Source organism: Rhodococcus sp. IEGM 1370 (assembly GCF_033142325.1).
In the GTDB taxonomy this organism is placed as follows: Bacteria; Actinomycetota; Actinomycetes; order Mycobacteriales; family Mycobacteriaceae; genus Rhodococcoides.
This window is the reverse complement of the sequence record NZ_JAWLRY010000006.1, coordinates 67180-93675: the sequence shown is the minus strand read 5'-3', so window position 1 is coordinate 93675 and position 26496 is coordinate 67180. Positions and strand designations below refer to the sequence as shown.

The 26496-nt window shown below is 64.5% G+C and carries 33 protein-coding genes and 1 pseudogene; 16 read left to right on the top strand and 18 right to left on the bottom strand.

Going from position 1 to position 26496, the window contains the following annotated elements:
* Positions 1-48 precede the first annotated feature (48 nt).
* Positions 49-483 carry a MarR family winged helix-turn-helix transcriptional regulator gene (locus R4P47_RS11075; protein ID WP_269596015.1) on the top strand — a complete coding sequence of 145 codons (435 nt, stop codon included), beginning with the start codon at positions 49-51 and terminating at the stop codon, positions 481-483.
* A gap of 103 nt (positions 484-586) precedes the next feature.
* Here R4P47_RS11075 and R4P47_RS11070 read toward each other — a convergent pair.
* The 3 genes and pseudogenes from R4P47_RS11070 to R4P47_RS11060 all read right to left on the bottom strand — a co-directional run.
* Positions 587-1294: pseudogene (locus R4P47_RS11070) on the bottom strand (alpha/beta fold hydrolase); the annotation flags it as partial.
* A gap of 13 nt (positions 1295-1307) precedes the next feature.
* Entirely contained in the window at positions 1308-2030 is a 723-nt protein-coding gene (locus R4P47_RS11065) for a pirin family protein (protein WP_317533040.1), read from the bottom strand.
* Positions 2027-2479: a MarR family winged helix-turn-helix transcriptional regulator gene (locus tag R4P47_RS11060; RefSeq protein ID WP_094669507.1), complete on the bottom strand. Its 453-nt coding sequence runs from the start codon at positions 2477-2479 to the stop codon at positions 2027-2029. The genes R4P47_RS11065 and R4P47_RS11060 overlap by 4 nt, the downstream gene beginning before the upstream one ends.
* A gap of 85 nt (positions 2480-2564) precedes the next feature.
* Between R4P47_RS11060 and R4P47_RS11055 the strand changes: the two genes are divergently transcribed.
* Both R4P47_RS11055 and R4P47_RS11050 read left to right on the top strand, forming a co-directional pair.
* Positions 2565-3056 (top strand): VOC family protein, encoded by a 492-nt coding sequence (locus tag R4P47_RS11055; RefSeq protein WP_149406763.1) that lies wholly within the window; start codon positions 2565-2567, stop codon positions 3054-3056.
* Positions 3057-3087: 31 nt separating this feature from the next.
* The gene (locus tag R4P47_RS11050) at positions 3088-3870 is read left to right on the top strand and encodes a pirin family protein (RefSeq protein ID WP_149406764.1); all 783 of its coding nucleotides are present in this window, start codon (positions 3088-3090) and stop codon (positions 3868-3870) included.
* On the opposite strand, the gene R4P47_RS11045 is transcribed toward R4P47_RS11050, so the two are convergent.
* Together R4P47_RS11045 and R4P47_RS11040 are read right to left on the bottom strand one after the other, a co-directional pair.
* Complete coding sequence (locus tag R4P47_RS11045; protein ID WP_269596168.1) at positions 3867-5432, bottom strand: Na+/H+ antiporter; 1566 nt, start codon at positions 5430-5432, stop codon at positions 3867-3869. The two genes, R4P47_RS11050 and R4P47_RS11045, sit on opposite strands and share 4 nt — an antisense overlap.
* A 58-nt stretch (positions 5433-5490) precedes the next feature.
* A complete protein-coding gene (locus R4P47_RS11040; RefSeq protein WP_317533041.1) occupies positions 5491-6294 on the bottom strand; it encodes an SDR family oxidoreductase in 804 nt (267 codons plus the stop codon).
* Between the two features lie 35 nt (positions 6295-6329).
* Here R4P47_RS11040 and R4P47_RS11035 point away from each other — a divergent pair, with 35 nt between their 5' ends.
* Positions 6330-7130, top strand: a complete 801-nt coding sequence (locus tag R4P47_RS11035) for an ABC transporter ATP-binding protein (RefSeq protein ID WP_394855280.1) — start codon at positions 6330-6332, stop codon at positions 7128-7130.
* Between the two features lie 26 nt (positions 7131-7156).
* On the top strand, positions 7157-8224 hold the full coding sequence (locus R4P47_RS11030) for a hypothetical protein (protein WP_269596166.1): 1068 nt from the start codon (positions 7157-7159) through the stop codon (positions 8222-8224).
* Here the strand turns inward: R4P47_RS11030 and R4P47_RS11025 are convergent.
* Together R4P47_RS11025 and R4P47_RS11020 are read right to left on the bottom strand one after the other, a co-directional pair.
* On the bottom strand, positions 8216-8776 hold the full coding sequence (locus tag R4P47_RS11025) for a sugar O-acetyltransferase (RefSeq protein ID WP_269596165.1): 561 nt from the start codon (positions 8774-8776) through the stop codon (positions 8216-8218). The two genes, R4P47_RS11030 and R4P47_RS11025, sit on opposite strands and share 9 nt — an antisense overlap.
* A gap of 10 nt (positions 8777-8786) precedes the next feature.
* A complete protein-coding gene (locus R4P47_RS11020) occupies positions 8787-9293 on the bottom strand; it encodes a GNAT family N-acetyltransferase (protein WP_269596164.1) in 507 nt (168 codons plus the stop codon).
* Positions 9294-9406: 113 nt separating this feature from the next.
* On the opposite strand from R4P47_RS11020, the gene R4P47_RS11015 reads away from it, so the two are divergent.
* Together R4P47_RS11015 and R4P47_RS11010 are read left to right on the top strand one after the other, a co-directional pair.
* Positions 9407-10276, top strand: coding sequence for a D-2-hydroxyacid dehydrogenase (locus R4P47_RS11015; RefSeq protein ID WP_317533042.1), 870 nt, complete (start codon positions 9407-9409; stop codon positions 10274-10276).
* A gap of 53 nt (positions 10277-10329) precedes the next feature.
* Positions 10330-10773: an SRPBCC family protein gene (locus R4P47_RS11010; protein ID WP_394855281.1), complete on the top strand. Its 444-nt coding sequence runs from the start codon at positions 10330-10332 to the stop codon at positions 10771-10773.
* Here the strand turns inward: R4P47_RS11010 and R4P47_RS11005 are convergent.
* The gene (locus R4P47_RS11005; RefSeq protein ID WP_300514765.1) at positions 10770-12020 is read right to left on the bottom strand and encodes an Nramp family divalent metal transporter; all 1251 of its coding nucleotides are present in this window, start codon (positions 12018-12020) and stop codon (positions 10770-10772) included. The two genes, R4P47_RS11010 and R4P47_RS11005, sit on opposite strands and share 4 nt — an antisense overlap.
* 97 nt (positions 12021-12117) lie before the next feature.
* On the opposite strand from R4P47_RS11005, the gene R4P47_RS11000 reads away from it, so the two are divergent.
* Positions 12118-12879: a class I SAM-dependent methyltransferase gene (locus tag R4P47_RS11000; RefSeq protein ID WP_317533044.1), complete on the top strand. Its 762-nt coding sequence runs from the start codon at positions 12118-12120 to the stop codon at positions 12877-12879.
* Here the strand turns inward: R4P47_RS11000 and R4P47_RS10995 are convergent.
* From R4P47_RS10995 to R4P47_RS10985, 3 genes are all read right to left on the bottom strand, one after another.
* Positions 12876-13058: a hypothetical protein gene (locus R4P47_RS10995; protein ID WP_269596161.1), complete on the bottom strand. Its 183-nt coding sequence runs from the start codon at positions 13056-13058 to the stop codon at positions 12876-12878. The genes R4P47_RS11000 and R4P47_RS10995 overlap by 4 nt on opposite strands.
* On the bottom strand, positions 13055-13501 hold the full coding sequence (locus R4P47_RS10990; RefSeq protein WP_269596160.1) for a hypothetical protein: 447 nt from the start codon (positions 13499-13501) through the stop codon (positions 13055-13057). The genes R4P47_RS10995 and R4P47_RS10990 overlap by 4 nt, the downstream gene beginning before the upstream one ends.
* 96 nt (positions 13502-13597) lie before the next feature.
* On the bottom strand, positions 13598-14842 hold the full coding sequence (locus tag R4P47_RS10985; protein ID WP_269596169.1) for a molybdopterin-dependent oxidoreductase: 1245 nt from the start codon (positions 14840-14842) through the stop codon (positions 13598-13600).
* Between the two features lie 236 nt (positions 14843-15078).
* Between R4P47_RS10985 and R4P47_RS10980 the strand changes: the two genes are divergently transcribed.
* From R4P47_RS10980 to R4P47_RS10970, 3 genes are read left to right on the top strand one after another with little or no spacing between them, the layout of a single operon-like run.
* Positions 15079-16362, top strand: coding sequence for an HNH endonuclease signature motif containing protein (locus R4P47_RS10980; RefSeq protein ID WP_269596159.1), 1284 nt, complete (start codon positions 15079-15081; stop codon positions 16360-16362).
* A gap of 60 nt (positions 16363-16422) precedes the next feature.
* On the top strand, positions 16423-17721 hold the full coding sequence (locus R4P47_RS10975) for a lipase family protein (protein ID WP_269596158.1): 1299 nt from the start codon (positions 16423-16425) through the stop codon (positions 17719-17721).
* A 14-nt stretch (positions 17722-17735) separates the two neighbouring features.
* A complete protein-coding gene (locus R4P47_RS10970; RefSeq protein WP_317533045.1) occupies positions 17736-18707 on the top strand; it encodes an endonuclease/exonuclease/phosphatase family protein in 972 nt (323 codons plus the stop codon).
* A 15-nt stretch (positions 18708-18722) separates the two neighbouring features.
* Here R4P47_RS10970 and R4P47_RS10965 read toward each other — a convergent pair whose 3' ends face one another.
* Genes R4P47_RS10965 through R4P47_RS10935 form a run of 7 tightly spaced genes read right to left on the bottom strand, consistent with a single transcriptional unit; the run spans position 18723 to position 21472 of the window.
* Positions 18723-19301 carry a hypothetical protein gene (locus R4P47_RS10965; protein ID WP_317533046.1) on the bottom strand — a complete coding sequence of 193 codons (579 nt, stop codon included), beginning with the start codon at positions 19299-19301 and terminating at the stop codon, positions 18723-18725.
* Positions 19298-19840 (bottom strand): DUF6286 domain-containing protein, encoded by a 543-nt coding sequence (locus R4P47_RS10960; RefSeq protein ID WP_317533047.1) that lies wholly within the window; start codon positions 19838-19840, stop codon positions 19298-19300. The genes R4P47_RS10965 and R4P47_RS10960 overlap by 4 nt, the downstream gene beginning before the upstream one ends.
* Positions 19837-20217: an Asp23/Gls24 family envelope stress response protein gene (locus tag R4P47_RS10955; RefSeq protein WP_317533048.1), complete on the bottom strand. Its 381-nt coding sequence runs from the start codon at positions 20215-20217 to the stop codon at positions 19837-19839. The genes R4P47_RS10960 and R4P47_RS10955 overlap by 4 nt, the downstream gene beginning before the upstream one ends.
* Positions 20210-20389 carry a hypothetical protein gene (locus R4P47_RS10950; protein ID WP_027495126.1) on the bottom strand — a complete coding sequence of 60 codons (180 nt, stop codon included), beginning with the start codon at positions 20387-20389 and terminating at the stop codon, positions 20210-20212. The genes R4P47_RS10955 and R4P47_RS10950 overlap by 8 nt, the downstream gene beginning before the upstream one ends.
* 15 nt (positions 20390-20404) lie before the next feature.
* Complete coding sequence (locus tag R4P47_RS10945; protein WP_317533049.1) at positions 20405-20689, bottom strand: hypothetical protein; 285 nt, start codon at positions 20687-20689, stop codon at positions 20405-20407.
* 4 nt (positions 20690-20693) lie between these two features.
* Positions 20694-20969, bottom strand: coding sequence for an Asp23/Gls24 family envelope stress response protein (locus R4P47_RS10940; RefSeq protein ID WP_317533050.1), 276 nt, complete (start codon positions 20967-20969; stop codon positions 20694-20696).
* Between the two features lie 11 nt (positions 20970-20980).
* A complete protein-coding gene (locus R4P47_RS10935; protein ID WP_068049443.1) occupies positions 20981-21472 on the bottom strand; it encodes an Asp23/Gls24 family envelope stress response protein in 492 nt (163 codons plus the stop codon).
* Positions 21473-21621: 149 nt separating this feature from the next.
* Between R4P47_RS10935 and R4P47_RS10930 the strand changes: the two genes are divergently transcribed.
* The 5 genes from R4P47_RS10930 (at position 21622) to kdpB (ending at position 26494) form a co-directional block, all read left to right on the top strand.
* A complete protein-coding gene (locus tag R4P47_RS10930; protein ID WP_317533051.1) occupies positions 21622-22209 on the top strand; it encodes a sigma-70 family RNA polymerase sigma factor in 588 nt (195 codons plus the stop codon).
* Entirely contained in the window at positions 22194-22652 is a 459-nt protein-coding gene (locus R4P47_RS10925) for a hypothetical protein (RefSeq protein WP_317533052.1), read from the top strand. The genes R4P47_RS10930 and R4P47_RS10925 overlap by 16 nt, the downstream gene beginning before the upstream one ends.
* 89 nt (positions 22653-22741) lie before the next feature.
* Positions 22742-22825, top strand: coding sequence for a potassium-transporting ATPase subunit F (locus R4P47_RS25105; protein ID WP_082898670.1), 84 nt, complete (start codon positions 22742-22744; stop codon positions 22823-22825).
* 7 nt (positions 22826-22832) lie between these two features.
* A complete protein-coding gene (gene kdpA, locus R4P47_RS10920; RefSeq protein WP_317533053.1) occupies positions 22833-24497 on the top strand; it encodes a potassium-transporting ATPase subunit KdpA in 1665 nt (554 codons plus the stop codon).
* Positions 24494-26494: a potassium-transporting ATPase subunit KdpB gene (kdpB, locus tag R4P47_RS10915; protein WP_317533054.1), complete on the top strand. Its 2001-nt coding sequence runs from the start codon at positions 24494-24496 to the stop codon at positions 26492-26494. The genes kdpA and kdpB overlap by 4 nt, the downstream gene beginning before the upstream one ends.
* The last annotated feature ends 2 nt before the right edge of the window (positions 26495-26496 follow it).

Here is a 26496-nt window from a genome sequence, read left to right as displayed (position 1 = left end):
GATGGTCGTCAAGTTCTTGACGGTTGGAATGTATGTCAAGATGTTGACATGAGTCAAGTGGACCTCGACACCTCGATCGGTTACGCCCTCAAGCGGGCAACCTCCGCCCTGCGTTCGGCGATGGACGACCGCCTCCGCGAACTCGACATCACGGTCTCGCAGTATTCGAGCCTCGAACTCCTCGCACACAAGCCGGGGCTGTCCAACGCAGAGCTCGCCCGCGCGGTGTTCGTCAGCCGGCAGGCAACCCATCAGCTGCTGGCCGGGCTGACGCGCGATGGCTTGGTGGAGATCGAAGGCACCGGTCGAGACCAACGCCTGCACGTGACGGCTCGGGGAATCGAACGGCTACGACAAGCGTCGGCCGCCGTCGCAGACGTGGAACGCACCATGATCGAATCGCTCTCCGCGCAGGAGCGGGAAGTGCTGCATCGCAATCTTGTTGCGTGCGCGGAGGCATTGGGCGGCCACCCGCACGCGTGACCTCACTCGATCGAGTCGAGGAACTCCAGCATTGCCGTGTTGATTCGTTCGGCCGGTCCATGTTCGCGGCGTGGCCGCATTTTTCCAGCACTACCGATCGACCGTGTGAGTTGCCTACGACGGAATCGGAAGCGTGTGCAGCAGGCCAGAACTGACTCTCACGCCCGGCGACCATCAGGTACGGCCGATCCGTTGCTGCGATGGTCGCGCGCCAATCCTGGGCAGCATGGTCTGCGAGCAGAGCCTTCATCGGCGGGGTATCGGGCGACGCCATCTTCGGAACCGCACGTAGCGCGAGCGTGAGCTTCAGGAGCGACGGCACGGACTTCCACTTGGGCAGGCCGTGTCCGGTATCGGGTATTCCGTTGTCGAAGAACGTCGTTCGGTTGTCCTCGGTGAGACCGTAGAAGCCGTTCTTCCAGTCGGAGCTGTTCACCATCTTCGGCGTCTGATCCACTGATACGACGGCTCGTACGTGCTCGGTGCCGAATTGCGAGATGTACGACCAGATGGTGCTAGCCCCCATGGAGCCGCCGATCAAGACGGCCTCGTCGACGCCCACCTCGGACAGGAAGTTCGCCACGTCGCGTCCGTGTCGCTCCATGGACGCCCCGTGGATCGGTGCCTCCGAAGCGCCGTGTCCTCGTCGATCGAGCGCCAGAACGCGATATCCGGCGTCCACCAACGCTTTCTGCTGCAGCGCCCAGGTCGTCGCGGGCGCGCAGAAACCGGCAATGAGCACCACGGCCGGGCCTGTGCCCTCGTCCAGATAGTTCAGGGTGACAGCATCGTCGGTGGTGATGGTCGGCATAGTCGACACTCCCTCAGGCGAAGGTGGCGTGCATTTCCCAGATCATGATTTCGCTCGCGGTCGATGCTGTCACACGGTGTCCGCCGGTGGAGGTCAGTCGCACCGCGTCACCCTGGGCGAGATCGCCGATGTCCTCGAACATCGCCGAACCGTCGGCGACGAAGACGTGACCGAACGGCGCGTCGGGAACGGTGATGGACTGCCCCGGCCGGAGCCGCGCAACGTGCAGTGCCGCAAAGCGATTGCCGATGTGAATTCCACTTCTGCTCGGCATTCCCGATGCCACACAGACCAGCTCGCCGGATGCCAACTCGCCGCGCACGTCCAGTTCGTCGTACGAGGGCACTCGTCCGTCGGCATCCGGCGGGATCCACATCTGTACGACGCGTAGCTTGTCGCGGCTGGTCAGGCTCGACGCGTTGCGTTCGGTGTGGCGAATGCCGGTGCCCGCACTCATGCGTTGAATCAGACCGGGGCGGATCAGTCCGGAATTGCCCTCGGAATCGGTGTGCGCGAGCGTGCCCTCGAGTACCCACGTGAGGATCTCCATGTTCCGGTGCTCGTGCGAATCGAAGCCCTCACCGGGAAAGACGGTGTCCTCGTTGTGCACCATCAGCAGCCCGTGTGCGTTCGCCGCCAGGTCGTAGTTGCCGGTGGCGGGGAAGGACTGTTTGGAGTCGAGCCATTCGTTCCACCAGTGATGCCGCTGCTCGCCGGGAATGTGGGTGAGGGTCACGACGCGTGGTTCCGCATTGCCGAGAAAGTGCGGGTGAGGGCCGCGAGATCCTCTGGGTTCACCAGGTCGAACATGTTCTCCCGTACCGCTGCGGCGTGCCCTGGACTGGCCTCGGCGAGGGTGCTGAGGCCGGACTCGGTGAGCTCGGCGGACATGCCCCGCTTGTCGTCGTCGCATTTGACGCGTCGAACCCAACCGCACTCGACCAACCGGCTGATAGCCCTCGTCACGCCGCTTCGAGTGGTGGTGACGGCGTCGGCGAGTTCGCTCATGCGGCGTCGGCGATCGGGCGCTTCGGAGAGCACCACCAGCAACTCGAAGTCGGTGAACGAGATACCGGAGTCGCGAGTGAGCTGGTTGTCGAGATCGCGAAGCAGCAGCCGAGTCGCGTCGAGGTATGCGCGCCAGGCCGACTGTTCGTCCTGGCTGAGCCACCGTGGAGATTCCATGGGTCCATATTAGTTGACAACGCAACTACTCGGTGTACTGTCGTGGTAGTTGACGAAGCAACTACTTGACCCGAAGGGTAGAGCGATGACCGAGACAGATCAGCACACCATCGAGCGTGACCGCATCCGTGCCCAGCACATGAAGCCTGCAGGCGAGCGGCCCGCGTCGTCGGCCAGGGGACTGCATCACACCGCTTTGGTCAGCAGCGACGTCGAAGCCACGGTTCGCTTCTACCAGGATCTCCTCGAGTTCCCGCTCACCGAACTCATCGAGAACCGTGACTACCCAGGCTCCTCGCACTTCTTCTTCGATATCGGCAACAGCAACCTGCTGGCGTTCTTCGACTTTCCCGGACTCGACGTCGGACCGTATGCAGAGGTGCTCGGCGGCCTCCACCACGTGGCGATCAGCGTCGAGCCCACCAGGTGGGAACACCTGCGTACCAAGCTGATCGACGCCGGAGTGGAACTGATCGAGCACAGCGATGTCTCGCTGTACTTCCGCGACCCCGACGGTGCGCGTCTCGAACTGATCGCCGATCCACTCGGTGAGATGTACGGCTCGCACGTTCTCTGACCCCCCATACTTCGAGATTCGAGGCAATGACATGACCTCTGCAGCAACCACACTCGACGTCCGACGGGCCGACGACCGATTCAAGACCAAGATCGGCTGGCTCGACTCCAAGCACTCCTTCTCCTTCGGCAATCACTTCGATCGTGGCAACACCCACCACGGTGTCTTGATGGTCAACAACGACGACATCGTCACCCCCGGGCAGGGATTCGACACCCACCCACACCGTGACATGGAGATCGTGACCTGGGTACTGCAAGGATCGCTGGTGCACCAGGATTCGATGGGCCACTCCGGCGTCATCTATCCCGGCCTCGCGCAGCGCATGAGTGCAGGCACAGGAATTCTGCACTCGGAGAAGAACGACTCGTGGCGACTCGGTGAAACCGCCGGCTCGTACTCGGGCAAGCACGGCGATCCCGTTCGATTCGTCCAGATGTGGGTTGTGCCCGACGAACAGGGCATCACCCCGGGCTACGAGCAGCTCGAAATCGACAGCGAATTGCTCAGTGGCGGGCTGGTTCCGGTGGCGTCAGGGATGGCGCGCCACGCCGATCACGCGGCGATCCGAATCAAGAACAAGTACGCCGCGATGCACGCTGCACGTCTGCAGCCAGGACAAGCCCCGGTCGACGTTCCCGACGCGCCGTTCGTGCACATCTTCGTAGCCGAGGGTGAAGCGATGCTCGAGGGTGTCGGCGTACTTGCCGAGGGCGACGCCGTGCGGATCTCCGGAGGCGGCGGGCAGAAACTGAGCACCGCAACCGGAGCCGAAGTGATCGTGTGGGAAATGCACGCGGCGATCGCCGGTTAGTCGGTTTCTCGGTGCGGGCGGAAGGAGTGCTCCTCGTGGTCGAGTTCGTGTTCGAGGCTGCGCATGCTGTTGTCCGGTAACCGGCCGGCGTCTCGCCAGCACAGCAACTCCTCACGCTCGACGGCCAGGATGCGTCGCCGGGTACTCATCGCGGCGATCTGCTCCGGTGAAATTACCGAATCGCCCACTTCGGATTCGTCGAGGTGATCGAGCCGGCGGTGGTAGCGGTCGATGCGGTGTTCCAACTCGTGCCGCAATATCTCCCGACCCTCGTCGTCCAGGTTCTCCTCGTCGGCTATTCGATCCAACTGTGACAGAGCAGCTTTCGTCGAACCCTCGCGCGCTTCGTTCCGTAGTCGCGCCTCCTCTGCGGGATCGGCCACGACGTTCAACCTGCGTACCAGTGGCGCGAATGTCAGCCCCTGACCTATCACCGTCACCAGCACGACGAGAAATGCGCAGAACAGCAGCAGATCTCGGCTCTCGAACGGCTCGCCCGAGTCGATGGTGAGCGGCAACGTGAAGACGGCGGCGACGGTGATGACTCCGCGAGTGCCTGCCCAACTCATCACCACCGCCTCGCGGGCGGACAGCCCCGTGGTCAGCAACCACAGCGGCCGCAGCAGGAGGACGCCGGCGAGCGTGACCGTGACTGCCAGGGCGATGGTCGTCCCCGAGTAGGCCGACAGGCCGCCCACCACGGTGGGCAACTGCTCGCCGATCAACAGGAACACAAAGCCTTCCAGCAGAAGATCGATCAATCGCCACACCGCGCTGGTCTGTAGGCGGCTGGCTCCGGAGATGGCGTGACGGGTGTGGTGACCGATCACCAATGCTGCAACGACGACCGCCAACACCCCGGACGCATGCACTTCTTCGGCCGCGAGGTACGCGACGAACGGCGTCGACAGCGACACGATATTGAGCAGTAGCGAATCGTGAACGAACCTCTGCACCAATCGAATCAGTAGTGCAACGATGAGGCCCACGACGATGCCGCCTGCTGCGGCGAGCACGAACAATCCCGCGGCATGGGCGGCTGTCATGTCCTGACTCGAGATCGCGGCGATCGCCACGGTCAGCATCGTCAGCGCGGTCGCATCGTTCAGCAGTCCCTCGCCTTCGATGAGCGTCACCAGCTTCGGTGGGATGCCCGCGCGTCGACCCACCGCGAGCGCCGCCACCGGGTCCGGTGGTGCCACGGCAGCACCCAGCGCCATACCGGCCGCCAACGTGATGCCGGGCACGAGCAGCCAAAGGCCCACTCCCACCAGTGCTGCCGTGGCCACCACCAAGGCCACGGACAAGCTCAGAATCGTCCATACGTTGCGGCGGATGGCGATCAGTGAAGAGTTCAGCGCAGCGCTGTAGAGCAGCGGCGGAATTACCAGGGTCAGAACGACCTCGGGGTCGAGAACGATGTCGGGCAACGCCGATGCCGAGACCGCCAGGCCGGCGAGGGTCAGCAACGCGGCCGCGGGCAGCGTCGTCTTCTTCGAGATCACCTGTGCGGCGACGATCAGACCCGTGGCGGCCAGGACCAAGCCGAGAGTTTCTATCACGGTAAGTCGAGAGGGAAATAGTTCACCCGGCTGTATTCCACCAGGTCAGAGGTTCAAACTATCTCTTCAGCCCGAACATCTTCGCAATTGTCTTCTCCATGAAGGTCGCCGGGAGCAATCGCCGCGCCATGAACACGACCGGTGCGTTGCTTCCTCTGGCGTACAACGGTTTCGGCTTGTCTGCCTCGATGGCCTTCAACACCACCTCCGCGACTTGCTCGGCGGAGATGCCGGTTCCCTCCTTGCGGTCCAGGGACGAGATCGCGGTGTGGAAGTCGTCTCGGTGGACCGAATCCGGTGCGATGTATTTGGTCCGACGCTCACTGATTCCGGTGTTGATCGAGCCCGGCTCGACGGTGGTCATCCACACGCCGAAGGGCGAGAGTTCCAGGCGCGCGGCATCGGAGAAGCCCTTGATGGCGGCCTTCGTCGACGCGTACGACGAGCGGTAGGCGAGCGGGAAGCTCGCCAGCATCGATCCGATCATCACGATGCGGCCGTAGCCACGCTCGCGCATACCGGGAATGACGCCCTGGGACAGCGTCACTGCACCGAAGACGTTCAACTGGAACAACCGCTCGATGGCATCGGTCGGCAGCTCCTCGAACGGCCCGGACTGACTCTCACCGGCGTTGTTGACCAACACGTCGACGACACCGAGATCGGCGACGAAGTTCCGGATCGAGTCGGCATCGGTGAGGTCGAGAGCGCGATACTCGACGCCGGTGGCCCGTTGCGCGTCGGTCATCGAGTCCGGATTGCGGGAGGTGCCGATCACTCGATACCCCCGGGCGAGGAGCGCCTGCGCAACCGCGTGTCCGATACCCGACGAAGCTCCGGTGACCACTGCCGTGCGATTCATGCCCAGATGGTACCGGGACGGCTGATCGATACCGGATGACGAACCGTCCCATACCGGTTAGTCTGTTACCCGTGCAAACGAATTCTGCTGCCCTGCTGATCGAGCACCTCTGTATGGCTTTCGGCCCCAAAGTTGCAGTCGACGACCTGTCGCTGATGGTTCCACCCGGTTCGATGTTCGGGCTCGTCGGCCCCAACGGCGCAGGCAAGACGACGTGTCTGTCCATGGCAGTCGGTCTGCTCAGGCCACAGTACGGCCGAAGTCTGGTGTTCGGACGAGACGTCTGGGCCGACCCCATCGCCGCGAAAGAGCTACTCGGAGTACTGCCCGACGGGCTCGCTCTGCCATCCCAGTTCACCGGCCACGAGCTTCTGACCTACTTCGGACGACTGCGCGCAATGCCCGAGGACGTGATTGCGCAGCGTCGAGACGAGCTGTTGGACGCATTGGATCTTGCCGACGCCGGGGGAACCGTCATCGCCGACTATTCAGCGGGTATGACCAAGAAGATCGGGCTGGCCTCGGCGCTGTTGCACGGCCCCCGGCTGTTGGTGCTGGACGAGCCCTTCGAGGCGGTCGACCCCATCTCCTCCACCACCATTCGCACCATCCTGGTCCAATTCGTCCGGTCCGGCGGATCGGTGATCCTGTCGAGTCACGTGATGGCACTCGTCGAGCAGCTCTGTACCCACGTCGGCGTCATCACCGGTGGCCGAGTCGTGGCTGCGGGAACGGTGGACGAGGTCCGCAACGGCGGAAGTCTGGACGAGGCCTTCGTTCGCCTGGTCGGTACTCGCGAACAGAACCCCGACGGCCTGTCCTGGATGCGCTCGTGACGTCTCTGGGTCGAACCGTCTTGCAGATGCGAATCACGCTCTACCGCAGGCAATTCAGGGGCGGCCAAGCAGTGGTGAAAAGCGTGTTCGGGTTGCTGGGGCTGGTCTTCGCGGTATTGGCGTGTGTGTTGTCTGCGCGCAGTGGAGCCTCGCAGGTGTTGGTCGGCGGCACCGTGAGCCTCGGGCTGACACTGATCGGTCTGAGCTGGGTGCTGTTCCCGGTGCTCTCGGGTATCTCCGACGACAACATCCAGCCCCGCCACTTCCAGATGCTGTCGGTGAAACCCTCACGCCTGGCGCGTGCCCTGTTGGCCACCTCGGCGTACGGGATGCTCGTGCCGTTGACAGCCATCGCGACCGCGTCGATCCCGATCTATGCCGTGTCCCGTTCTCTCGCAGCACTTCCGCTTGCCCTGGTGGCCTGGCCTGCGACCGTCGTACTCTTCGTGACGCTGTCCAGGGTGGTCACCGTGGCGATGTCTCAGCCGTTGCTGACCGACTCGATTCCGTTCACCGCAGAGTGGGGTGCGTGGATGGTGATCTACATGGCGATGGGCGCGGGATCGAATCTGTACGGCCTCGACGGCGGTTCGATGTGGCATCTGGTGATGATTCCGCAGGCTCTGCGCGACGACGTCCGTGGTCGGCAGATCGCGTGGCTGATGGTTGCGGCACCGTTCGCTATCGTGTCGACGACGGTGGTCCGAGTGTTCGGTGACCTCGGGCTCGACCGGCTGGCGGTCCCCATTTCGGTGACGCTGTCGATGCTCGGGGTCAGTGCAGGGCTCATCGTCGTGATCTCGGTCCGTGCCGCCTACCCGGTCCCCGAACCCACCAAGGCCTTTTCGCTGAACACCCGAGGGTCGTTCAACGGAGGTTCGTTCGCATTGATCTTGCTGTCGATGGTCGTACTCGGAGTGTCGGTGGTGCCCGGTCTGCTGCTGGCACTGCTCCTGCCCGGTGCGTTCGCGTACCTGTCCGTTCCCGTGGCCGCGGCTATCGGGTGGTTGGGCATCTGGTGGGGCGCCCGGATGGCCGTCGGCACCCTCGTCGGTGACTCCGACAAGATCTTGCACGAGGTGATCTCACGGTAGGGCGCGAATGGTCCGACTCGGGTTGCCGGCAGCGAAGGTGCGCGACGGCACGTCCCGGGTGACGACGCTGCCTGCACCGATCACCGAGTTGTCGCCGATCGTGACGCCCGGGCACACGATGACTCCGCCGCCCAGCCAGACGTTGTTCCCGATGACGATGGGAAGAGCGCTCTCCCAGCGTGTTCGGCGCGCCTCGTGATCCTCCATGGGGTGCAGCGGCGTCAGCAGTTGTGCCCGTGGTCCGATCGACACATCGTCGCCGATGGTGATGGGCGCGCAGTCCAACAGGATCGCGTCGTAGTTGAGGAAACTGTTCGATCCGATGGAAATGTTTGTGCCGTAATCACATTGGAACCTGGGCATGATCCACGAATCGTCTCCGAAGGATCCGAGCAATTCGCCGAGAATCTCCCGACGCTCTTCGTTCCGGTCTGCGTCGGTTGCGTTGAATCGGTCCAATAGCCTGCCGCACGCCACCCGAGACGCCACCAGTTCGGGATCGTTGTCTCGGTACAGTTCTCCGCGCAGCATACGATCCCGGTTCTCGCCCATGGACGAGACACTACCGATCGGTCGGCTTCTCGAAAAGGGCAACGCTGAACCATGCACTGCCCTCGGCGAACTCGCGGCGGCCGACGTAGCGGAACCCCTGATCGAGGTAGTAGCTGCGCAACGCACCGTTGGTCTCGGCGCAGTCCAGACGCAGCAGCGAGCGTCCTTCCCGGCGAGTCTGCTCCGACGCCCACTCGAGCAGCGACGCGCCGAGGCCGGTACCGGCCTCGCTTCTGTCGATCACCAATCCGTGTACGTAGCAGGCCAGTTCGTCGTGCTCGGGCCAGATGGTCGGGTCGGATCCGATCAAGCGCAGTGCTCCGACTATCGGGCCGCCGGGATCGCGTCGGGCGACGTAGAACTCTCCTGCCTCGATCTGCGCTGCGACAGTGCCGAGGGGCACCTCGCGTGGCGTCCACTGATCGATTCCTCGATCCGAGAGCCAGTCCTCGGCGGCGTGCCGGAGGCCGAGTATCGTTGCCGCGTCGGCGGCAGTTGCGGGTTCCACGGTGAGCACGGTGCCATGGTACGGAGGTGGCGAGTTCTGTGGTGAACGTGCTTGTGGTCGAGAGCGGTTCGGACCGGAGGACCTTCCCCCTGATCGATGGAGTCGACTTCCGAAGCTGCCTCATGGACGAACTCGCCGACGCGGTGTCGTGGGCCGAGGTGCTGCTGTTTCGGACCTTCGAGACTGCCGATCTGCGGGGCGTGTGGCCCGGTGCCGAGAATCTTCGCTGGATCCACGCGTCGAGTGCCGGAGTCGACAGACTGCTGGATCCGGTTCTGCGCGAGAGCCTGTGGACGCTGACCAATTCCGGTGGCATCCTCGACCGGGCCATCGCCGAGTACGTCGCAGCCGGCATCCTGGCGTCGGTGAAGAAGCTGCCCCTGGCGCTTGCTCGGCAGCGCGAGCGGGTGTGGGAGCACAGAGTTGCCGGCGGAATTCACGGTCGCGCCGCCCTCGTCGTCGGTCCTGGTTCGATCGGACGCGAGATCGGCCGCGTACTCGGCGCGCTCGGTATGCGCGTCGAGGCGGCGGCAACGTCCGAGCGACCGGGCGATTCGGAGTTCTCGCGGATCCGAAACTTTCGAGAATTGCCCTCGTATGCAGGCGAATACGACGTGATCGTGCTGGCGACACCGCTGACCGATGCCTCGCGCGGACTCGTCGACGCGGCGGTGCTGGGGGCCATGCGTTCCGATGCAGGCCTGGTCAACATCGCCCGCGGTCCCGTCGTCGACGAGCGGGCCCTGTGCGATGCCCTGGGATCCGGAGCGATCGGGTGGGCCGTGTTGGACGTGTTCGAGGTCGAACCGTTGCCGGACACGAGCCCGCTGTGGGACATGGACAACGTCATCCTGACCGCGCATCTGGCGGGCGACTCCGACGATTTCGCAGAGCGTCTGTGGGCGCTGTTCGAGGACAACCTGCAGCGGTACGTCCGCGGTTCGGCATTGGTCAACGTGGTGGATATGCAGGCGGGATACGTGCGCCGCTGAAACGGACCGCCAAAGTATGCGTAACACGCCGTAGCATGTACTAGGGTGCACGAGTGCGTGAAATCAATCGTTCGGCCATGGCGTCGACCAGTCGTGATGCGGCATTCGCTTACATGGACGACTTCAGAAACGTCCCGCAGTGGATGTTCGGCATCACCCGGTTCGAGCCGAGGAGCGACATTTTGTCCGGTCTCGGAGCCACGTACGACGCGACGATGCAGATCGGTCCGAAGGCTCTCACCTCCGTTGTGCACGTGACCGAATGGGTCCACAACGAGAGGCTCACGCTCGAATCGGTCGAGGGCCTGTCCAACTCGTCCACGTGGTCGTTCTCCGACACGGCAGACGGCGGTACCCGTCTGGATGTGGTGTTCCGCTACAGCCTTCCCGGCGGAATTGCAGGCAAGGTGCTCGGCGCTGTGGTCGAACCCGTTGTGGGTCAGGCGATCAAGCACACGGAGTCGACGCTGCGCGCCCGCCTGGAAGCGGCCGACTAGTACACGTACTTGTCGAGTGCGTCCAAGACCTGGTCGACGGCGAGCCACGCGAACAGGAATGCGCAGACACCCAGCGTCAGGTTGGTGAACCAGCCGTTGCGCCACTGCTGTGGCACCCGATCGCTGTTGAGCAGAATCAACAGCGTCACCGCCAGGAACGGCATGAAGACCGCCCCGAGGACGCCGTATGCGAGCACGAGTCCGATCGGTTGGTCCAGCCACAGCAGCGCCATCGGCGGGAACGTCAACCATGCGACGTACCAGCGGAAGTACTTACCGCCCACGCGTGTTTCGGGGTGGCCCTGTTCGAGCCCCTTCAGATTGCCGACGAAGTCCGCGAACATCAGGCTCACTCCGTTCCACACCCCGATCAGGGACGAGAACGACGCCGACCAGAATCCGATGAGGAAGACGTACCCGAACACCGTGCCGTAGCGCTCGGCGAGCACGTCGGAGAGTTGAATCAGGCCCTGATCGCCGGTGGAGATCGCGATCTGCGACGAGTACAGCAGCTCGGCACCGACGATGAGCATGGCGAGGACGAAGATTCCGGAGATGACGTAGGCCATCGAATTGTCGATGCGCATGACGCGCATGAATTTCGGTGTGATCCAGCCTTTCTCGCGCAGCCAGTAGCCGTATGCGGCGAGCGTGATGGTGCCGCCGACGCCACCTGCGAGGCCGAGGACGTACACGATGGAGCCGTCGGGAATGGTGGGGACGATGCCCTTGACGATGGCGGGAACGTTCGGAACCGCTACTACCGCAGCGCCGATCACGGTCACGAACATGATGCCCACGAAGACGGTGATGATCTTCTCGAAGAACCCGTAGCTACCGAGCCAGATCAACGCGAACCCGAGGAGCCCGGACGCGATGGCGACAACCTTCAGATCCAAGGCCGGGAACAGCGCGACGATCGGCAACGCGCTCGACGACATCGCCGCAGCACCGTAGACGAATCCCCAGATCACGATGTACGGCGCGAAATAGACCGTCGTCCACTTACCCAGCGAACGCCAGCCCTGAAAGATCGTGTTGCCCGACGCCAACGTGTAGCGGCCGGCACCCTCCACCAGAACGACTTTCATGACGACGCCGACGATGATGACCCAGAGCAGTGCGTAGCCGTAGCGCGAGCCGGCCACCAGAGTCGCGACTAGGTCGGCAGCCCCGATGCCGGTTGCGGCGACCACGAGTCCGGGGCCGACCACCTTCCATTTCGGAGGTGCAGTGGTCTCGGTCATCGATTCTCCTCGTGCGCCGGGGGTTGCTCAGTGACCTGTCTCACTCTTTACGAAACGTACGGTTCCTGGCAAGTCAGCGCTCGGTACCGTCGATGCGGTGACCGACGGAGAGCAGTCATCGCGTGCACTGAGCTTCGGCAAGGTTGCCGAGAATTACGACCGGGCCCGTCCCGGCTACCCCGCCGAGTTGTACGCGGACGTCGTGACCGGGGACGGGCTGCGAGTGCTCGAGGCGGGAGCAGGCACCGGTAAAGCCACCGTTGCATTGGCCGAACTCGGTGCGTCCGTCGTTGCGGTGGAACCGGATCCGGCTATGGCAGAGCTGGTTCGGCGGCGCACCGAGAACCGCGACGTCGAAGTGCAGGTGTCACGGTTCGAGGATTGTGCAGTCCCGGCGGCGTCGTTCGATGTAGTCGTCGCCGCCCAATCCTGGCATTGGGTGAACCACGAGCAAGGAGCTGCAGTAGCGGCCCGCGCGTTGGTCCCCGGCGGCGTCCTTCGGTTGTGGTGGAACATGCCGGGCGACCTAGAGGGCCCGGCATGGGAAGCGGTCAGGGCGGCCTACGACGCAACCGAGCCGGCAGCGGCACCACTGTTGGCGCACTCTCTCGGTGCGCAACCGGAGTCGAACGTGCCCCGCGCTGCCGGCTTCGGTCCGTGGACGACCTCGACATACGAATGGGTTCAGCGCTATTCCGCAGATGAATTCTGCGCCATGGCCGCCACGTACTCGAGCCATCTAGCCCTGGACGACGTGCGCCGCGGCGAGGTCCTGGGCGCAGTACACGCGGCCATCGCCCGCCACAGCTACGTGGACTACCGCTACGTCACGCAGATGGTGACGGCGCAGCTCGACTAGGAGATCGTCGTGGTGCAGACGACGAATTGCCTTGAATCGTAGGCGAATCCACCCTCGGGGCATTCGTTGGGATCGGCGGTACCGGTCTTGATCTCGGTGACCTGTTCGACGTCGGTCGCGGTGGGGTCGTTGCAGTCGACTCGTGAGGGCTCGTCCATACCGACGGTGGGCACGCTCATGCAGCGTCGACGACCCAGTCGACGTCGAGGCACAGTGCCCCCTGCTCCACACCGTCGAGTGTCTCGTAGTAGGTCTGATTCACGTCGGTGGGGCACTGCTCGTTCTGCTCGGCCTTGGCGATGACCTTGTAGTTCGATTCCATGCTGCCGCATTCGGCGTTCTCGATGGTGGCGGCCGTCATCGTTCCGCCGAGTTGGACGCATTGACCGATCTCGACGTCGATGTCGGTGGAGCCGCCGGCGTCGATGCCTTCCTGGCCGGATACGTCATCGGTGGTGCCGGCCGCGGCGGACGTGGAGGACGAGGTGGTGGTGTCTGCGGCAACGGCATTGCCCGATTCGGACGACGAGCATCCTGCGGCGAACAGCAGCGTGAGCGCTGCACCTGCGGCGAGGAGGCCTCTGGACAAAGCAAGCATCGTGGCATGACCTTCGGAACTCATCGAGGCGAGAGAACACACCCTCGTCGGCAGCCCCACGGGCCACCGAAGAAAGATTCTTTACCATTCACGGAGGTTTGAAAAGCGCACAGCCGGAAGTCACGAACGGAACACGATGGTGGCAACCCATTTGGTGTTGTGTACGCCCGGCAGCGCAGGCACGATCACGCGCGCGGGAAATCCGTGATCGAGCGAGAGATCCACGCCGTTGACTTGCAACGCGAGCAACGAATCCGGATGGCTCGCTTGATTTCCCTGTAGTACCGCGCGCGTGAATGCACCGTTCTGCTCGAGCGAAGTGACCTCGGCCGATCGCGGTGCGGGTACGCCTGCGAGCGCGGCGAGTTCGGCCAACGGGACGCCGGTCCACGTCTGCGTGGTCGACCATCCTTCTACGCACGCGATCGGAAGTTCGGCAGTGCGCTGCGGCATCGACAGCAGCCTGCCCCGAGACAGCACCACCGGGACGGCGTCGTCGGCTGCGCTGCTGATCGTCAGTTGCCAGTCGGGCCCGGTCTGCGCCTCGGTGATCCCCGCAGCTTCGGCGGTTCGGTTGATCTGGAAGTCGTTGGGGCCGTCACCGTACGAGCGTCCGCGAGGCAGCAGAATCGCGGCCTTGCGCAGCACTCCTCCGAGCGTCTGGCCGACGGTCAACACCGCGACGAAACCCATTCCGGCAGCGACCAATCCGATGGCACCGCGTCGACTCATGGTCGACGGGGGGCTGTCGTCGCACTGCTGGTCCGGAGCTTCGTTGCGGGCCCGCAACACGTCCATCAGGGACTCGGACCTCAGGGTGCGCCACATCAGCGGAACCTTGAGACCGAGGTGCACGAGAAATCCGGAGATGAACACCCAGGCACCGAAGTAGTGAGCGGCGTAGAAGTCGAAACCGAACACGTAGTCGTACTGGATGTTGAGAACGCCGGTGACGATCTCGAACAGCAGGCCACCGACCAGTGCCAACAGCGACAGTCGTTCGAGCGCATGTGCCGGCGATCGGACCGGTGGTAGTTCGACCAGCTTGGGCATCACCGACCACAGTTTGGCGATGACGAGCGGCACGATGATCAGCCCGAGCCCGACGTGCAGGCCCTGGGTGAGTTGGTACAGCCAGGCAGGGTTGGTGGGCCAGTCGAAGTACGGCAACCGCAGCCACCCGACGGCTCCGGGTCTGGCCTGGCCGAACTGCGGTCCGTAGGCGCTGTACGAGAGCAGCCCCGTCACCGTGATGATCGGCAGCGCGACGAGCAGCACCGCACCGAACAGCGACGTCAACCACGTGCTGCGCAGCGGACTGCGAAAGCGCGCGAGAGGATTGCGGACGTCGGCCATGTAGGGCATTCGCTGCCCAGTCGGTGCCGGATGTCTCGTGGCCTGCTCGGGTACCGGCGGGTCGTCGCTCACGTGCGCCTACCGCCCTCCGCTCGGAACCAGCATCCGGTGTCAGTATCGGGCCGGACAGCGAGAAAGCAAGCCCGGAACGTCCCCGCGGGGACGCGTCGGACCTCGTCGAGAAGTTCTTGTCGGTACCGCGTCGTACGCTTCGTCGAACATGCATTCGATGAATGGGGGCGTTCATGAGCGACATGCAAGAGGCAGGATCCGAGGCGGGACGGATCGAGACGAGAGAAATCGAGACCGAGATCTGCGCTCTGGCCGGTCAGATCGCTGCGGCGTCGGCGCAGTATCTGATTCTGGTGGGTGAGTTCGATGCTCGACGCGGATGGGCGGGATGGGAAGTGCGGTCCTGTGCGCACTGGTTGTCGTGGCGTGCGGGAGTCGACCTGCACACGGCCCGTGAGCAGGTACGGGTGGCCAAGGCGATGCGGGAGTTGCCGCTGATCACCTCGGCGTACCTGAGCGGCACGGTTTCCTACTCGAAGGTTCGGGCGATGACGAGGGTGGCCACGGTCGACAACGAGGCGTCGCTGCTGCAGAAGGCGCTCGATGCACCTGCTGCCCACATCGAGCGTCTGTGCCGTGGCCTGAAGAAAGCGATGCGTCCGACCAGGGGTAACGGAGTCGATGCCGATCCGTCCGTGGGGCGGTGGCGCTGGGACGAGGACGACGGCTCGCTCGTGCTGACGGCGCGCTTTCGGCCCGAGGACGGCAAGCGGTTTCTGGCTGCATTGACCAGGGCGGAGTACGAGCGCACCCGAACCGAGGGCGAATCCGAGGGTGACCGGGCGGCTCCGGCACCGTCGAACCCGGTGCCGGCGATGATTGCCATGGCCGAGATGGTCTGTGCCGGAATGGATTCGCCGGTGGTCTCACCGGCAGCGGAAGTGTTGGTCCACCTCGGCGGCATCGACGAGGCGGGTCACGATCATGCCCATTTCGACGACGGCCCGGGTCTGGACGACGAAACGTTGGCTCAGGTGCTGTGTTCTGCGGTCATGCGGACGGTCGGCCACGGCCGCCTCGGCAAGACTGTGCGGTGGAGTTCGACTGCGAAAGCGCCGAGCCGAACCCAATTGCGGCAGTTGATCATTCGGGATCGATGCTGCACGGTGCCCGGGTGTGGGCGCACTCGATTTCTGCATGCCCATCACGTCACCTACCGCTCACAGGGAGGCAAGACCACGCTCGACAACCTGGTCCTGCTGTGCGGCGAACACCATCGAGCGCTGCACGACGGCTACTTCTTCATCGAAGCCCTCGACGATCAACGCTTCTCGTTTCACCATCCTTCGGGAATGGAGATGATTCACGCGCCGACGATGTCCGGCGACGCGGACGAACTCAGGCGGCGACACAAAGGCATCGCGCCCGACGCCATAATCCCGAACTGGGGTGGGGAGGGCCTCGACCTCAGCTACGCGACCGACGTCCTGATCACCAATTGGCAGCAGGCTGCATGAAATGGAGTCGTTGAGGGCAAGTTAGTGTGACGGCGAGACTCGGACAAGAAGCGGTGGGACATGAGCGTCGACAGATCGATGGAGGACGAACAGCCCTGGCCGGTGGAACGAGCACCGAGCCGGAGCGACGCGACCAGGCCGGAGGACGACCCCTTCTACGCCGCGCCCGATGGGTACGAAGCGGCTCCACCGGGGACGATTCTCAAGGTACGGCCGGTCGAGGTCGCGATGTTCGGTCGTGTGCGCCAGCGAGTCGATGCATGGCAGCTGCTCTATCGAACCGCTGATCTCGGTGGGTATCCCCAGGCCAGCGTCACGACGGTGCTGCGCCCGCGGGACGCGGAGCCGGTACTTCTGTCGTATCAGTGTGCGATCGACGGCGTCGCATCCTCGTGCTTCCCGTCCTACGCGCTTCGGCGTGGCTCGCGGGCGTTCGGCGCGGTCCCACAGTTCGAGTTCCTGCTGGTACTGCACGCCCTGCGCCGAGGGTGGACCATCTCGATCCCGGATCACGAGGGACCCGACGGCCACTGGGGTTCGCCGCAGGAACCCGGGTTCTGCACGCTCGACGCCATCCGCGCGGCGTTGTCGTTCGAGCCGCTCGAATTGAACGACAGCACGCCGGTCGCGCTGTGGGGCTACTCGGGCGGCGGGCTCGCAACATCCTGGGCAGCGGAGATGGCTCCGGAATACGCACCGGAGATCGAGCTGGTCGGTGCCGCCCTCGGCTCCCCCGTCGGCGATCCGGGTTCGGCGTTCACCCGGCTCAATGCGACGCTGCACGCAGCATTGCCGACACTGGTGGTGGCCGGCCTGCGGCGGACCTACCCCGAGCTCGATCGGGTGATCCGTCAGCACGTCGACGAGGACGGAATGCGCATTCTCGATTCCGTGGAGTCGATGACGACAGTGCGCGCCGTGACCAAACTGGCCAGGCACGACCTGGACCACTACATCGACGTTCCGCTGGCCGATCTGTTGGCACTGCCCGAGATCGTGCAGGTGTTCCTGGATATTCAGCCCGGGCGCACCGCCCCGACGGCACCGCTGCTGGTCATTCAGTCGGTGCACGATCAGATCATCGCCGTCGACGACGTCGACGGGCAGGTGGATCGGTACATCGAGGCCGGAGCCCACGTGACCTATCTGCGGGATCGGCTGAGCGAACACCTGTCGCTGCACCCGATCGGTGCGCCTCTGACTTTGAACTGGTTGTCCGATCGATTCGCCGGAGTGCCGGTCGAAGAACCGTCGACACGAACGGTGTGGTCCATTGCGTTCTCGTTCGCGGCGGTTCGCGGTTTGTTGTCGATGACCTGGACGACCATCCGAGCGTTGGTCGGCGGCGTGCGAGCGTAGCTACTCTAGGGCGGATGCAGCGAACCTGGATACGAATACTCACCGGCTCGATCGCCATTCTGGGCATCGCTACTGGGCTCGTGGCACTGGGCGTCTACTACACCGACACCCGGGTCAACGTCCTGATCGCGCTCGCGTCGTTCGTTCCGCTGATGTTCATCGCCGTGGTGGTCGGTGCCCTGGTGGCGTTGATCGGTAGGCGCTGGGTTCTGGCGGGAGTCTCCGCACTGGTTCTCGCTGCAGGCGCAGTGGCCTACGCACCGCTCTACGTGGCGGACGCGGCACCGGAGGACGCGACGGGCAGCGAGGGCGTGCGGTTGCGCGTCATGCAGGCGAATCTGATGATCGGGCTGGCCGATCCCATTGCTGTGGTCGGTCAGGCCCGCGACAGTGCCGTCGATGTCGTCACGATCCAGGAACTGACCGACGCGTCGGTGGTCGGTCTCCGTGACGCCGGTATGGACGAACTCTTTCCCTACAGCTACCTCGAGCCGCACGTGACCGGCGGCGGCGGAGCCGGAATCTACAGCCGATTCCCGATCTCGGACAACCGGCAGCTCAACGGATACGGCCCGGTCAATCTCGCCACCGAGGTCGAGGTCCCCGGTTCCGAGCCGGTCACGCTGCTGGCCGTGCATCCCGGTCCCGCCTACATCACCCCGGCGGACATCTGGACCGCTGAATTGGACACGCTCCGAAACGATTTGGAGGCGGTGGCAGGCACCGGCCGGGTGATCGTCAGCGGGGACTTCAACACCACGTACTCGCACAAGAAGTTCCGCAACCTGCTCGACGTCGGATACTCGGACGCCGCAGCACAATTGGGCAAGGGCCTGATCCCGACCTATCCCACGGACAAGGGCACGCCCGCTGTCGTCGGGATCGACCACATCCTCACCAACTCCGGCCATGCGCGGTCGCTGGAAAGAATCGATCTCCCCGGATCGGACCATCACGGCCTGATCGGGGAGATCGAATTCTCCTGAGCGTGCGAGCGGAAGTCAGCTCACGCGAACGGACTGCTTTCGAGACTTTCCGCACTGCAACAGGATTCGCACTGCGGCGGGAGTGCCGTCCAGTGACGTCACGATGTCGTTGCGCGTCTGTGCCGCCACCGCGGAGACCTTGTCGAGTGTCGTCACGGCCGGGTCGATGGTCGCGGTGATCTCGACGACCCGCTGACCGCGGTCCGACACCGATCGGCCGTGTGCCGACACGACGCCCTCGTGAGCTGCCAGGGACTTGGCAGCACTCTTGGCGACGGTGGTCAGATCGACACTGAGCCTGCCGTCGACATCCGAGTCTGCGGTGGACGAGAACGCGACGGTGCCGACCGAACGGCGGGGCAGGTGCGCGAGCAACCACCAGAGTCCGAGAAGTACGAGAACGATCGCGCCTGCTCCGAGAGCCCAAGGCCACCAGCCGGCGTCGACGGTGGTGTCGACGAACGCGGCATCGATGCGCTCGCGGCCCGGGAACTGGCCACGTTCCCACGCGATTGCTCCGCCGCCGAGGGCGATCAGTGCGAGTCCGACGACCGCTGTACTGGTGCGGTCGACCGAGGCAGTTGCGCGTTTCACGATGGTTGTCCTGTCGTTCGCACTCGCGTGCGGACTTTCGGTGCCGGCGCGAGTGGGCGGAGAGCGTCGTCGACGGAGGTGGCGATCGACGATTTCAGCGCTGCGGTGTCGGTGCCCGTCACGGTCGACGCGGCGACGGTGACCTTCTTGTTTCCGGCCTTGGCCGTCGCGGAGTCGACACCGGCGTTGTCGAGAGTGGCAGTGCGAGCAACAGCGGCGACGTCACCCTTGCGGAGCCAGACGTCCTGCTCGGTGAGGGCACGGTGAGTCCGCCGGCGTGGCTTGACGGCGAGCAGAACGAGGATGAATCCGACGACGACGGCGGCGATTCCGCCCGGCAACATCCAACTCTGCGCGGTGAGCCCGTCCAGGTTCGTGGCAGCGGGGCCGACCCACTCGGGGCCGTCGATGGCACCCAGGTTCAGCAACGCTTCTCGGCCGAGGACCACACCGGCTCCGATGAGGACGAGTGCGAACAGGATTGCGGGTACGGCCGCGGCGGGGTTCGCTACCGGCTTCTTCGTCGCTTTCGCGGTCATTGCACTCTCCCTTCTTCGACGGTTGCTTCGGCGGGTACGCATTGGACGGTGACGTCGACTCGATCGACGGTGTAGATGCCCAGCTCGGACAGATCCCGAGCCACGGCGGCGCGAACTTCAGCGGCCACCTTCGCCAGCGGCGATGGCCAGGTGACCGCCACCGCGACCTGGGCGCGAACGCGGGAGCCGTTGATCGTCACGTCGGCCTTGGGTAGGTCACGCCCACCGAGGACGCGCAGGCCCGGCTGAGGATCGGCAACGGCGTCGGTGCTGCGGGCAGCGAGTACTGCCAGGCGCTCGACGGCCTTGTGCTTGATCTCCAGTGATCCGCGTTCGCCGGCGTCCTCGGGGGTGTCGGTCGCAGCTGTCTCAGTCACGACCGCGACCACGCATGATCGAGTTCAGGTCCAGTTCGCCGTCGATGTAGCGGCCGACGAAGAATCCGAGGCCGCCGAGAACGATGGCGATGAGGAAGCCGGTGAAGCCGCCTGCCGCTGCGGCGATGGCCAGCAGAAGTCCCACGAACAAACCGATGGTTGCAGTGGTCATGGTCTTGATCTCCACTCAGAGTTCGAAGTAGTTGCGCCTGGTGACGCGTTTGCGGATACGAGCGATCCGCTTGGGAAGTGTGCGTAGAGGGGACGGAATCGAGGACGCACGGAATGCCGTCGGTGTGCTCGCTGCGTTGACAGGGGCCGAGGGCAGCACCGCGAATCGTCGGTCGACATCAGCGAGTTCGGCCATGTACCGGGCCGGATCGCCGCCGATGTCGGGGTGGTGTTCGCGTGCCACAGCGCGCCGAGCCGCCTTGTATTCGGCGGCTCGGTCCTGCGCTGCGTGCTGGTTCACCTGGTCAGACTCGCACAATGTCCTCGACGGTGACGTGCACGGGCCCGTCGACCATCGCCGCCACTGTGCGTCGTACTGCATCGGCCGTCTCGCGGACTGCGACACCGAACTCCAGCGATACGTGGACCTCGGTCCCGTCCTCACCGATTCGGATGCCGGCGATACGACGCCCGGGCAGATACGTAGCGGCCTCACCGAACATGCCGCCGTGCAGCCCGACGACACCGTCGATCGCCAGTACGGCGTCGGCGATGTCCTCGGACCTGTCACGTTCCGTCATGTGCGGGTCGGTCACTGCACTCGGGTGGTGGCGGGCTCGCTGGTGGTGTCTTCGTCGTCCGAGCCGTCGTCGAGGTAGATGTCGTGAACGACGATGTTGACCTCGGTGACCTCGAGGCCGGTCATGCGCTCGACGGCGTTGATGACGTTGCGACGGATGCCCGCTGCGAGGTCTGCAATGGAGACGCCGTAGTCAGCGACGATGTCGATGTCGACCGCTGCCTGACGCTCGCCGACCTCGACCGACACGCCCTGCGACTGGTTGACGCGGGCACCGGGGATGCGCTCGCGGAGAGCGCCGATTGCGCGGCTGGCTCCGCCGCCGACGGCGTGCACTCCCTGGACCTCACGGGTGGCGATGCCGGCGATCTTGGAGACGACGGTATCGGCAATGGTGGTGCGGCCCTGCGAGCTGACGAGCACGGAGTCCGACTTGGTGGTGATGTCGGTCTTTCCTTCGCCTGCTGCGGATACGGTTGCCTTGGTGTCCGTCGTGGAGCTCATGAATGCCTCTCTTCGTTGTATGTCTTCGGTGCAGAGTGTGTGACAGGAGTTGGTCGTAGCTCGATCGGTGAAACGCACGCCCGGATAAAGTGACCTACGTCATAGATTACGTCTACTGGTAAACCGGTATCGAGAGACTTGCGTGATCGATGACCACGATGAAGCGAACTGGGGGCCCGATGGAGTGGGTTGACGCGTCGGACCGCGTTCTCGTCGGCGCTGCGGCGCTGGGCGAGACCGATGCGTTCGAGGAGATCGTCCGGCGCTACGGCCCGGAGATGTTCCGCTATGCGCGCAACATGTTGTCCGATCAAGGTGCCGCCGAGGAGGTGGTGCAGGACGCTTTTGTGGCAGCGTGGAAGGGCCTCGACAATTTCCGTGGGGAATCGGCTCTGCGAACATGGTTGTTCTCGTTGGTGTCGCACAAGGTGATCGACCATCGCCGCAAGCGCAGCGTTCCACCCGCCGAAGATTGGTTGTTCGAGCGCAAGAGCACCGGCGCGGGCAGCAATCCCGAGGCCGATGTCGAGGCCGACAGCTTCATGACCGAGCTGGGCGTCGCGTTGTCGGAGCTGCCCTATCGCCAGCGGGCATGCTGGCTGCTCCGCGAGGTCGAGGGCCTGACACATCCCGAGATCGGCGCGATCATGACGTTGTCCGCAGGCGCAGTACGTGGTCAGTTGACCAGAGCACGAGCAACATTGAGCGAAAGGTTGGCAACATGGCGAACCCAGTAGAGCCGGATTCGGTTCTCGCGCGTGCTGCCACCGAACTTCGGGACGCACCGCCGGAACCGAATTGGGTGGACATCAGCGCGTCCATCCTCACGAAAGTGCGCAACACCACCAGGCGTACGTGGCCCATCGACAGCGCGTATCCGCTCGGCTCCACGGCGGGACCGGCGGACTCGCTGCGCATCAGCGATCACATCGTCAAGACGACGCTCCGGCGTGCACTCGCAGGCGTACGCGGCGCGCAGCCGACCGAGATCGACCTCGACCTCGACGACCATGCCTGTATCGGCCTGTTCGTCGCGGTGATCGGCGTGTACGGCGACGACCTGCAGGCCGCGGGAGACGAGCTGGCGACCATCGCGATCGACACCGTGTCGGATCTGCTGGGCACCACCCTCGGACGCGATGTCGTGGAGATCCGCGTCGACGACATCGAGGAGCGCTAGCGTAATAACTGCGTCATGACCGCTGGTCGACGGCGTAAGAAAGCGTAAGGAACGCGGCTCGGCTCGGTGGCGGGATTCAGGATCGAGCAATGACCGAATTGCTCTGTCTCGTGGTTGCCGCATGTGTTGCGGTGTACCTGTTCGTCGCTCTCCTCGATCCGGAGAGGTTCTGACGCCGCCATGAATCCTGCTCTTGTCGCGGGCCTGCAGATCGCGGTGGTGATCGTCGTGCTGGCTGCGGCGTACGTACCGCTCGGCGACTACATGGCCCGAGTGTTCGACTCGTCCCACGACACGCGCGTCGAGCGTCTGCTCTATCGGGTGGCTCGGGTGAACTCCGCCTCGGAACAGACGTGGGTGGGTTATTCCACCAGTCTGCTGGGGTTCTCGTTCGCCGGCGTCGTGTTCCTGTTCGTACTGCAGCGAATTCAGGGTGTGCTGCCGCTGAACGGAGGCCTGTCCGGTGTCAGCCCGGCGATGGCGTTCAACACCGCCGCGTCGTTCGTCACCAACACCAACTGGCAGTCGTACGTCCCCGAGACCACGCTGTCCAACCTGACGCAGCCGCTGGGCCTCGCGGTGCAGAACTTCGTCTCTGCCGCAGTCGGTCTCGCGGTTGCGATCGCCGTCATCCGTGGCTTCGTGCGTGTCTCCACCGGCGGGGAGCTCGGCAACTTCTGGGTCGACCTCACTCGCGGGACACTGCGCATTCTGTTGCCGCTGGCGCTGCTGGTGGCCGTGATCATGCTGACTCAGGGCACCATCATGTCGTTCTCGACCGGATTCACCTCCACCGGACTGGACGGGCAGGCTGTCACCAATGCGCTTGCGCCCGTTGCCTCTCAGGAGGCGATCAAGGAAATCGGCACCAACGGCGGCGGCATCCTCGCAGCCAACTCCGCGCATCCTTTCGAGAACCCGACCCCACTGACCAACATCGTCCAGATCATCTCGCTGCTGTTGATTCCGGTCGCGCTCACCCGCACGTTCGGCACCATGGTCGGAAACCGCAAGCAGGGCGTGACGCTGCTGGCGGTCATGGCGTCGCTCTGGGCCACGCTGCTGGCGGTCACGCTGTTCGCCGAGTCCGGAACCCGTGGCGTCGCAGCAACCGCCGCGGGCGCGATGATGGAAGGCAAGGAAGTCCGCTTCGGAATTCCGGCGTCGGCGTTGTTCGCCGTGTCCACCACCGGAACATCCACCGGCGCAGTCAATTCCGCCCACGACAGTATGTCTGCACTCGGCGGCGGAACAGTACTGCTGAACATGCTGTTCGGCGAGATCGCGCCCGGCGGCGTCGGCACCGGCCTGTACGGATTGCTCGTGCTCGCGGTCATCGCCGTGTTCGTCGGTGGCCTGCTCGTCGGCCGCACTCCGGAATTCCTCGGCAAGAAGCTGGGTCGACGCGCCATCACGATGGCCGCGCTGTCGGTACTGGTGATGCCGATCCTCGTGCTCGTCGGCACGTCCATCACCGTGATTCTCGAATCGACGACGAGCTATCAGGGCAATCCCGGTATCCACGGCTTCACCGAGGTGCTCTACGCCTACGCGTCGGCCTCGAACAACAACGGCAGCGCCTTCGGTGGACTGACGGTGACCAGCGACTGGTTCCAGATCTCCCTCGGTGTCGCGATGTTGCTCGGCCGCTTCCTGCCGATCGTCTTCGTGCTGGCACTGGCCGGATCGCTGGCGACGACCAAACGCAGCGCACCCAACGCAGGCACCCTCCCCACCGACGGGCCGCTGTTCGGCACATTGCTGATCGGCACCGCGATTCTCGTCGCCGCCCTCACGTTCTTCCCCGCACTTGCTCTCGGACCCATAGCAGAGGCCATGCAATGAACCTGTCACTGAGAACGGCCGTCCCCGGCGCGTTCCGCAAACTCGACCCGAGGCACCTGGCCCGCAACCCGGTCATGTTCGTCGTCTTCCTCGGCTCCATCGTCACCACCATCCTCTCGATCGCCCAGCCGTCGGTGTTCGCCTGGTTCGTCACCGGATGGCTGTGGTTCACGGTGCTGTTCGCCAACCTCGCCGAATCCGTGGCCGAGGGCCGCGGCAAGGCCCAGGCCGCCAGCCTGCGAAAGGTCAAGCAGGACACTGTTGCCCGACGTCGCACCGCATCCGGAGTGGAAGAGGTCGCCGGTGCCGAATTGCTCGTCGGCGACGAGGTGATCGTCTCGGCAGGTGAGGTCATACCCGGTGACGGCGACGTCATCGAGGGCATCGCCACCGTCGACGAGTCGGCGATCACGGGAGAATCGGCTCCCGTGGTGCGCGAGTCCGGCGGCGACCGATCGGCGGTGACCGGCGGAACCATCGTGCTCTCGGACGAGATCGTCGTGAAAATCACTGCAGCGCAGGGTGAGACGTTCGTCGATCGAATGATCGCACTCGTCGAGGGCGCGGCTCGGCAGAAGACGCCGAACGAGATCGCCCTGAACATCCTGCTCGCGTCCCTGACGATCGTGTTCCTCTTCGCCGTCGTCGCCATCGGTCCGATGTCGAACTACGCAGGGCAGCAGCAGGATCTGATCCAGCTGATCGCACTGTTGGTCTGTCTGATCCCCACCACGATCGGCGCGCTGCTCTCGGCGATCGGCATCGCGGGCATGGACCGACTGGTGCAACGCAACGTGCTGGCGATGTCCGGACGCGCAGTGGAAGCGGCAGGCGACATCGACACGTTGCTGATGGACAAGACCGGCACCATTACGTTCGGAAATCGACGCGCGACCGGACTGCACCCGGCCACAGGCGTCGACGCCGTCGAACTGGCTCGGGCAGCCCGACTGTCCTCACTCGCCGACGGCACCCCCGAGGGCCGCAGCATCGTCGAACTGGTCGAGCGTGACTTCGAATCTGCAACGGCAGAAGGCGAATCCGAGCGCGGTGAGTTCGTGGCCTTCACGGCGCAAACTCGGATGAGTGGGTTGGACCTACCGGGCATGGAGATCCGCAAGGGTGCAGCGGATTCGGTCTACGGCTGGATTCGTGAGGGTGGCGGGACGGCAGATCTCGACGCCACCGTGCACGACATTGCCCAGAACGGCGGTACGCCGCTGGTGGTGGCGGTACGCGAGACCGGTTCTGCTGCTCGTGCTCTCGGTGTCGTGGAGCTCTCCGACGTGGTCAAGCCGGGCATCGCCGAGCGGTTCGCACAGCTGCGCGCCATGGGAATTCGGACGGTGATGGTGACCGGCGACAATCCGCTCACCGCCAAGGCCATCGCCGCCGAGGCCGGGGTCGACGATTACCTCGCCGAGGCGACGCCCGAGGACAAGCTCACGCTGATCCGGCAGGAACAGGAGGGCGGCAGGCTGGTCGCGATGACCGGCGACGGGACCAACGACGCCCCGGCTCTCGCCCAGGCCGACGTCGGTGTCGCGATGAACACCGGCACGTCCGCCGCCAAGGAAGCCGGCAACATGGTCGATCTCGATTCCGACCCGACGAAGTTGATCGAGATCGTCGAGATCGGCAAGCAGCTCCTCATCACCCGCGGCGCGCTGACGACGTTCTCGCTGGCCAACGATCTGGCGAAGTACTCCGCGATTCTGCCGGCGATGTTCTCCACCGTCTATCCGCAGCTCGGTGGGCTCAACATCATGCGTCTGGCGACGCCGGAATCGGCGATCCTGTCTGCGGTGATCTTCAATGCGTTGGTGATCGTCGCGCTGATCCCGTTGGCGCTGAAAGGTGTTCGCTACACCCCGGCGTCGGCGGCAGCATTGCTGCGCCGGAACCTGCTGGTGTACGGCGTCGGCGGCGTCATCAGCCCGTTCGTCGGCATCTGGCTCATCGACCTCCTCGTTCGACACATTCCAGGGATTGGCTGATC

Coding starts and splice junctions, on each gene's coding strand:
- R4P47_RS11075 (WP_269596015.1), top strand. CDS start 49: ATGAGTCAAGTGGACCTCGACACCTCGATCGGTTACGCCCTCAAGCGG.
- R4P47_RS11060 (WP_094669507.1), bottom strand. CDS start 2,479: ATGGAATCTCCACGGTGGCTCAGCCAGGACGAACAGTCGGCCTGGCGC.
- R4P47_RS11055 (WP_149406763.1), top strand. CDS start 2,565: ATGACCGAGACAGATCAGCACACCATCGAGCGTGACCGCATCCGTGCC.
- R4P47_RS11050 (WP_149406764.1), top strand. CDS start 3,088: ATGACCTCTGCAGCAACCACACTCGACGTCCGACGGGCCGACGACCGA.
- R4P47_RS11040 (WP_317533041.1), bottom strand. CDS start 6,294: ATGAATCGCACGGCAGTGGTCACCGGAGCTTCGTCGGGTATCGGACAC.
- R4P47_RS11035 (WP_394855280.1), top strand. CDS start 6,330: ATGACGAACCGTCCCATACCGGTTAGTCTGTTACCCGTGCAAACGAAT.
- R4P47_RS11030 (WP_269596166.1), top strand. CDS start 7,157: ATGCGAATCACGCTCTACCGCAGGCAATTCAGGGGCGGCCAAGCAGTG.
- R4P47_RS11025 (WP_269596165.1), bottom strand. CDS start 8,776: ATGGGCGAGAACCGGGATCGTATGCTGCGCGGAGAACTGTACCGAGAC.
- R4P47_RS11015 (WP_317533042.1), top strand. CDS start 9,407: ATGGACGAACTCGCCGACGCGGTGTCGTGGGCCGAGGTGCTGCTGTTT.
- R4P47_RS11005 (WP_300514765.1), bottom strand. CDS start 12,020: ATGACCGAGACCACTGCACCTCCGAAATGGAAGGTGGTCGGCCCCGGA.
- R4P47_RS10995 (WP_269596161.1), bottom strand. CDS start 13,058: ATGAGCGTGCCCACCGTCGGTATGGACGAGCCCTCACGAGTCGACTGC.
- R4P47_RS10990 (WP_269596160.1), bottom strand. CDS start 13,501: ATGAGTTCCGAAGGTCATGCCACGATGCTTGCTTTGTCCAGAGGCCTC.
- R4P47_RS10985 (WP_269596169.1), bottom strand. CDS start 14,842: ATGCCCTACATGGCCGACGTCCGCAATCCTCTCGCGCGCTTTCGCAGT.
- R4P47_RS10980 (WP_269596159.1), top strand. CDS start 15,079: ATGAGCGACATGCAAGAGGCAGGATCCGAGGCGGGACGGATCGAGACG.
- R4P47_RS10975 (WP_269596158.1), top strand. CDS start 16,423: ATGAGCGTCGACAGATCGATGGAGGACGAACAGCCCTGGCCGGTGGAA.
- R4P47_RS10970 (WP_317533045.1), top strand. CDS start 17,736: ATGCAGCGAACCTGGATACGAATACTCACCGGCTCGATCGCCATTCTG.
- R4P47_RS10960 (WP_317533047.1), bottom strand. CDS start 19,840: ATGACCGCGAAAGCGACGAAGAAGCCGGTAGCGAACCCCGCCGCGGCC.
- R4P47_RS10950 (WP_027495126.1), bottom strand. CDS start 20,389: ATGACCACTGCAACCATCGGTTTGTTCGTGGGACTTCTGCTGGCCATC.
- R4P47_RS10940 (WP_317533050.1), bottom strand. CDS start 20,969: ATGACGGAACGTGACAGGTCCGAGGACATCGCCGACGCCGTACTGGCG.
- R4P47_RS10935 (WP_068049443.1), bottom strand. CDS start 21,472: ATGAGCTCCACGACGGACACCAAGGCAACCGTATCCGCAGCAGGCGAA.
- R4P47_RS10930 (WP_317533051.1), top strand. CDS start 21,622: ATGACCACGATGAAGCGAACTGGGGGCCCGATGGAGTGGGTTGACGCG.
- R4P47_RS10925 (WP_317533052.1), top strand. CDS start 22,194: ATGGCGAACCCAGTAGAGCCGGATTCGGTTCTCGCGCGTGCTGCCACC.
- R4P47_RS25105 (WP_082898670.1), top strand. CDS start 22,742: ATGACCGAATTGCTCTGTCTCGTGGTTGCCGCATGTGTTGCGGTGTAC.
- kdpA (WP_317533053.1), top strand. CDS start 22,833: ATGAATCCTGCTCTTGTCGCGGGCCTGCAGATCGCGGTGGTGATCGTC.
- kdpB (WP_317533054.1), top strand. CDS start 24,494: ATGAACCTGTCACTGAGAACGGCCGTCCCCGGCGCGTTCCGCAAACTC.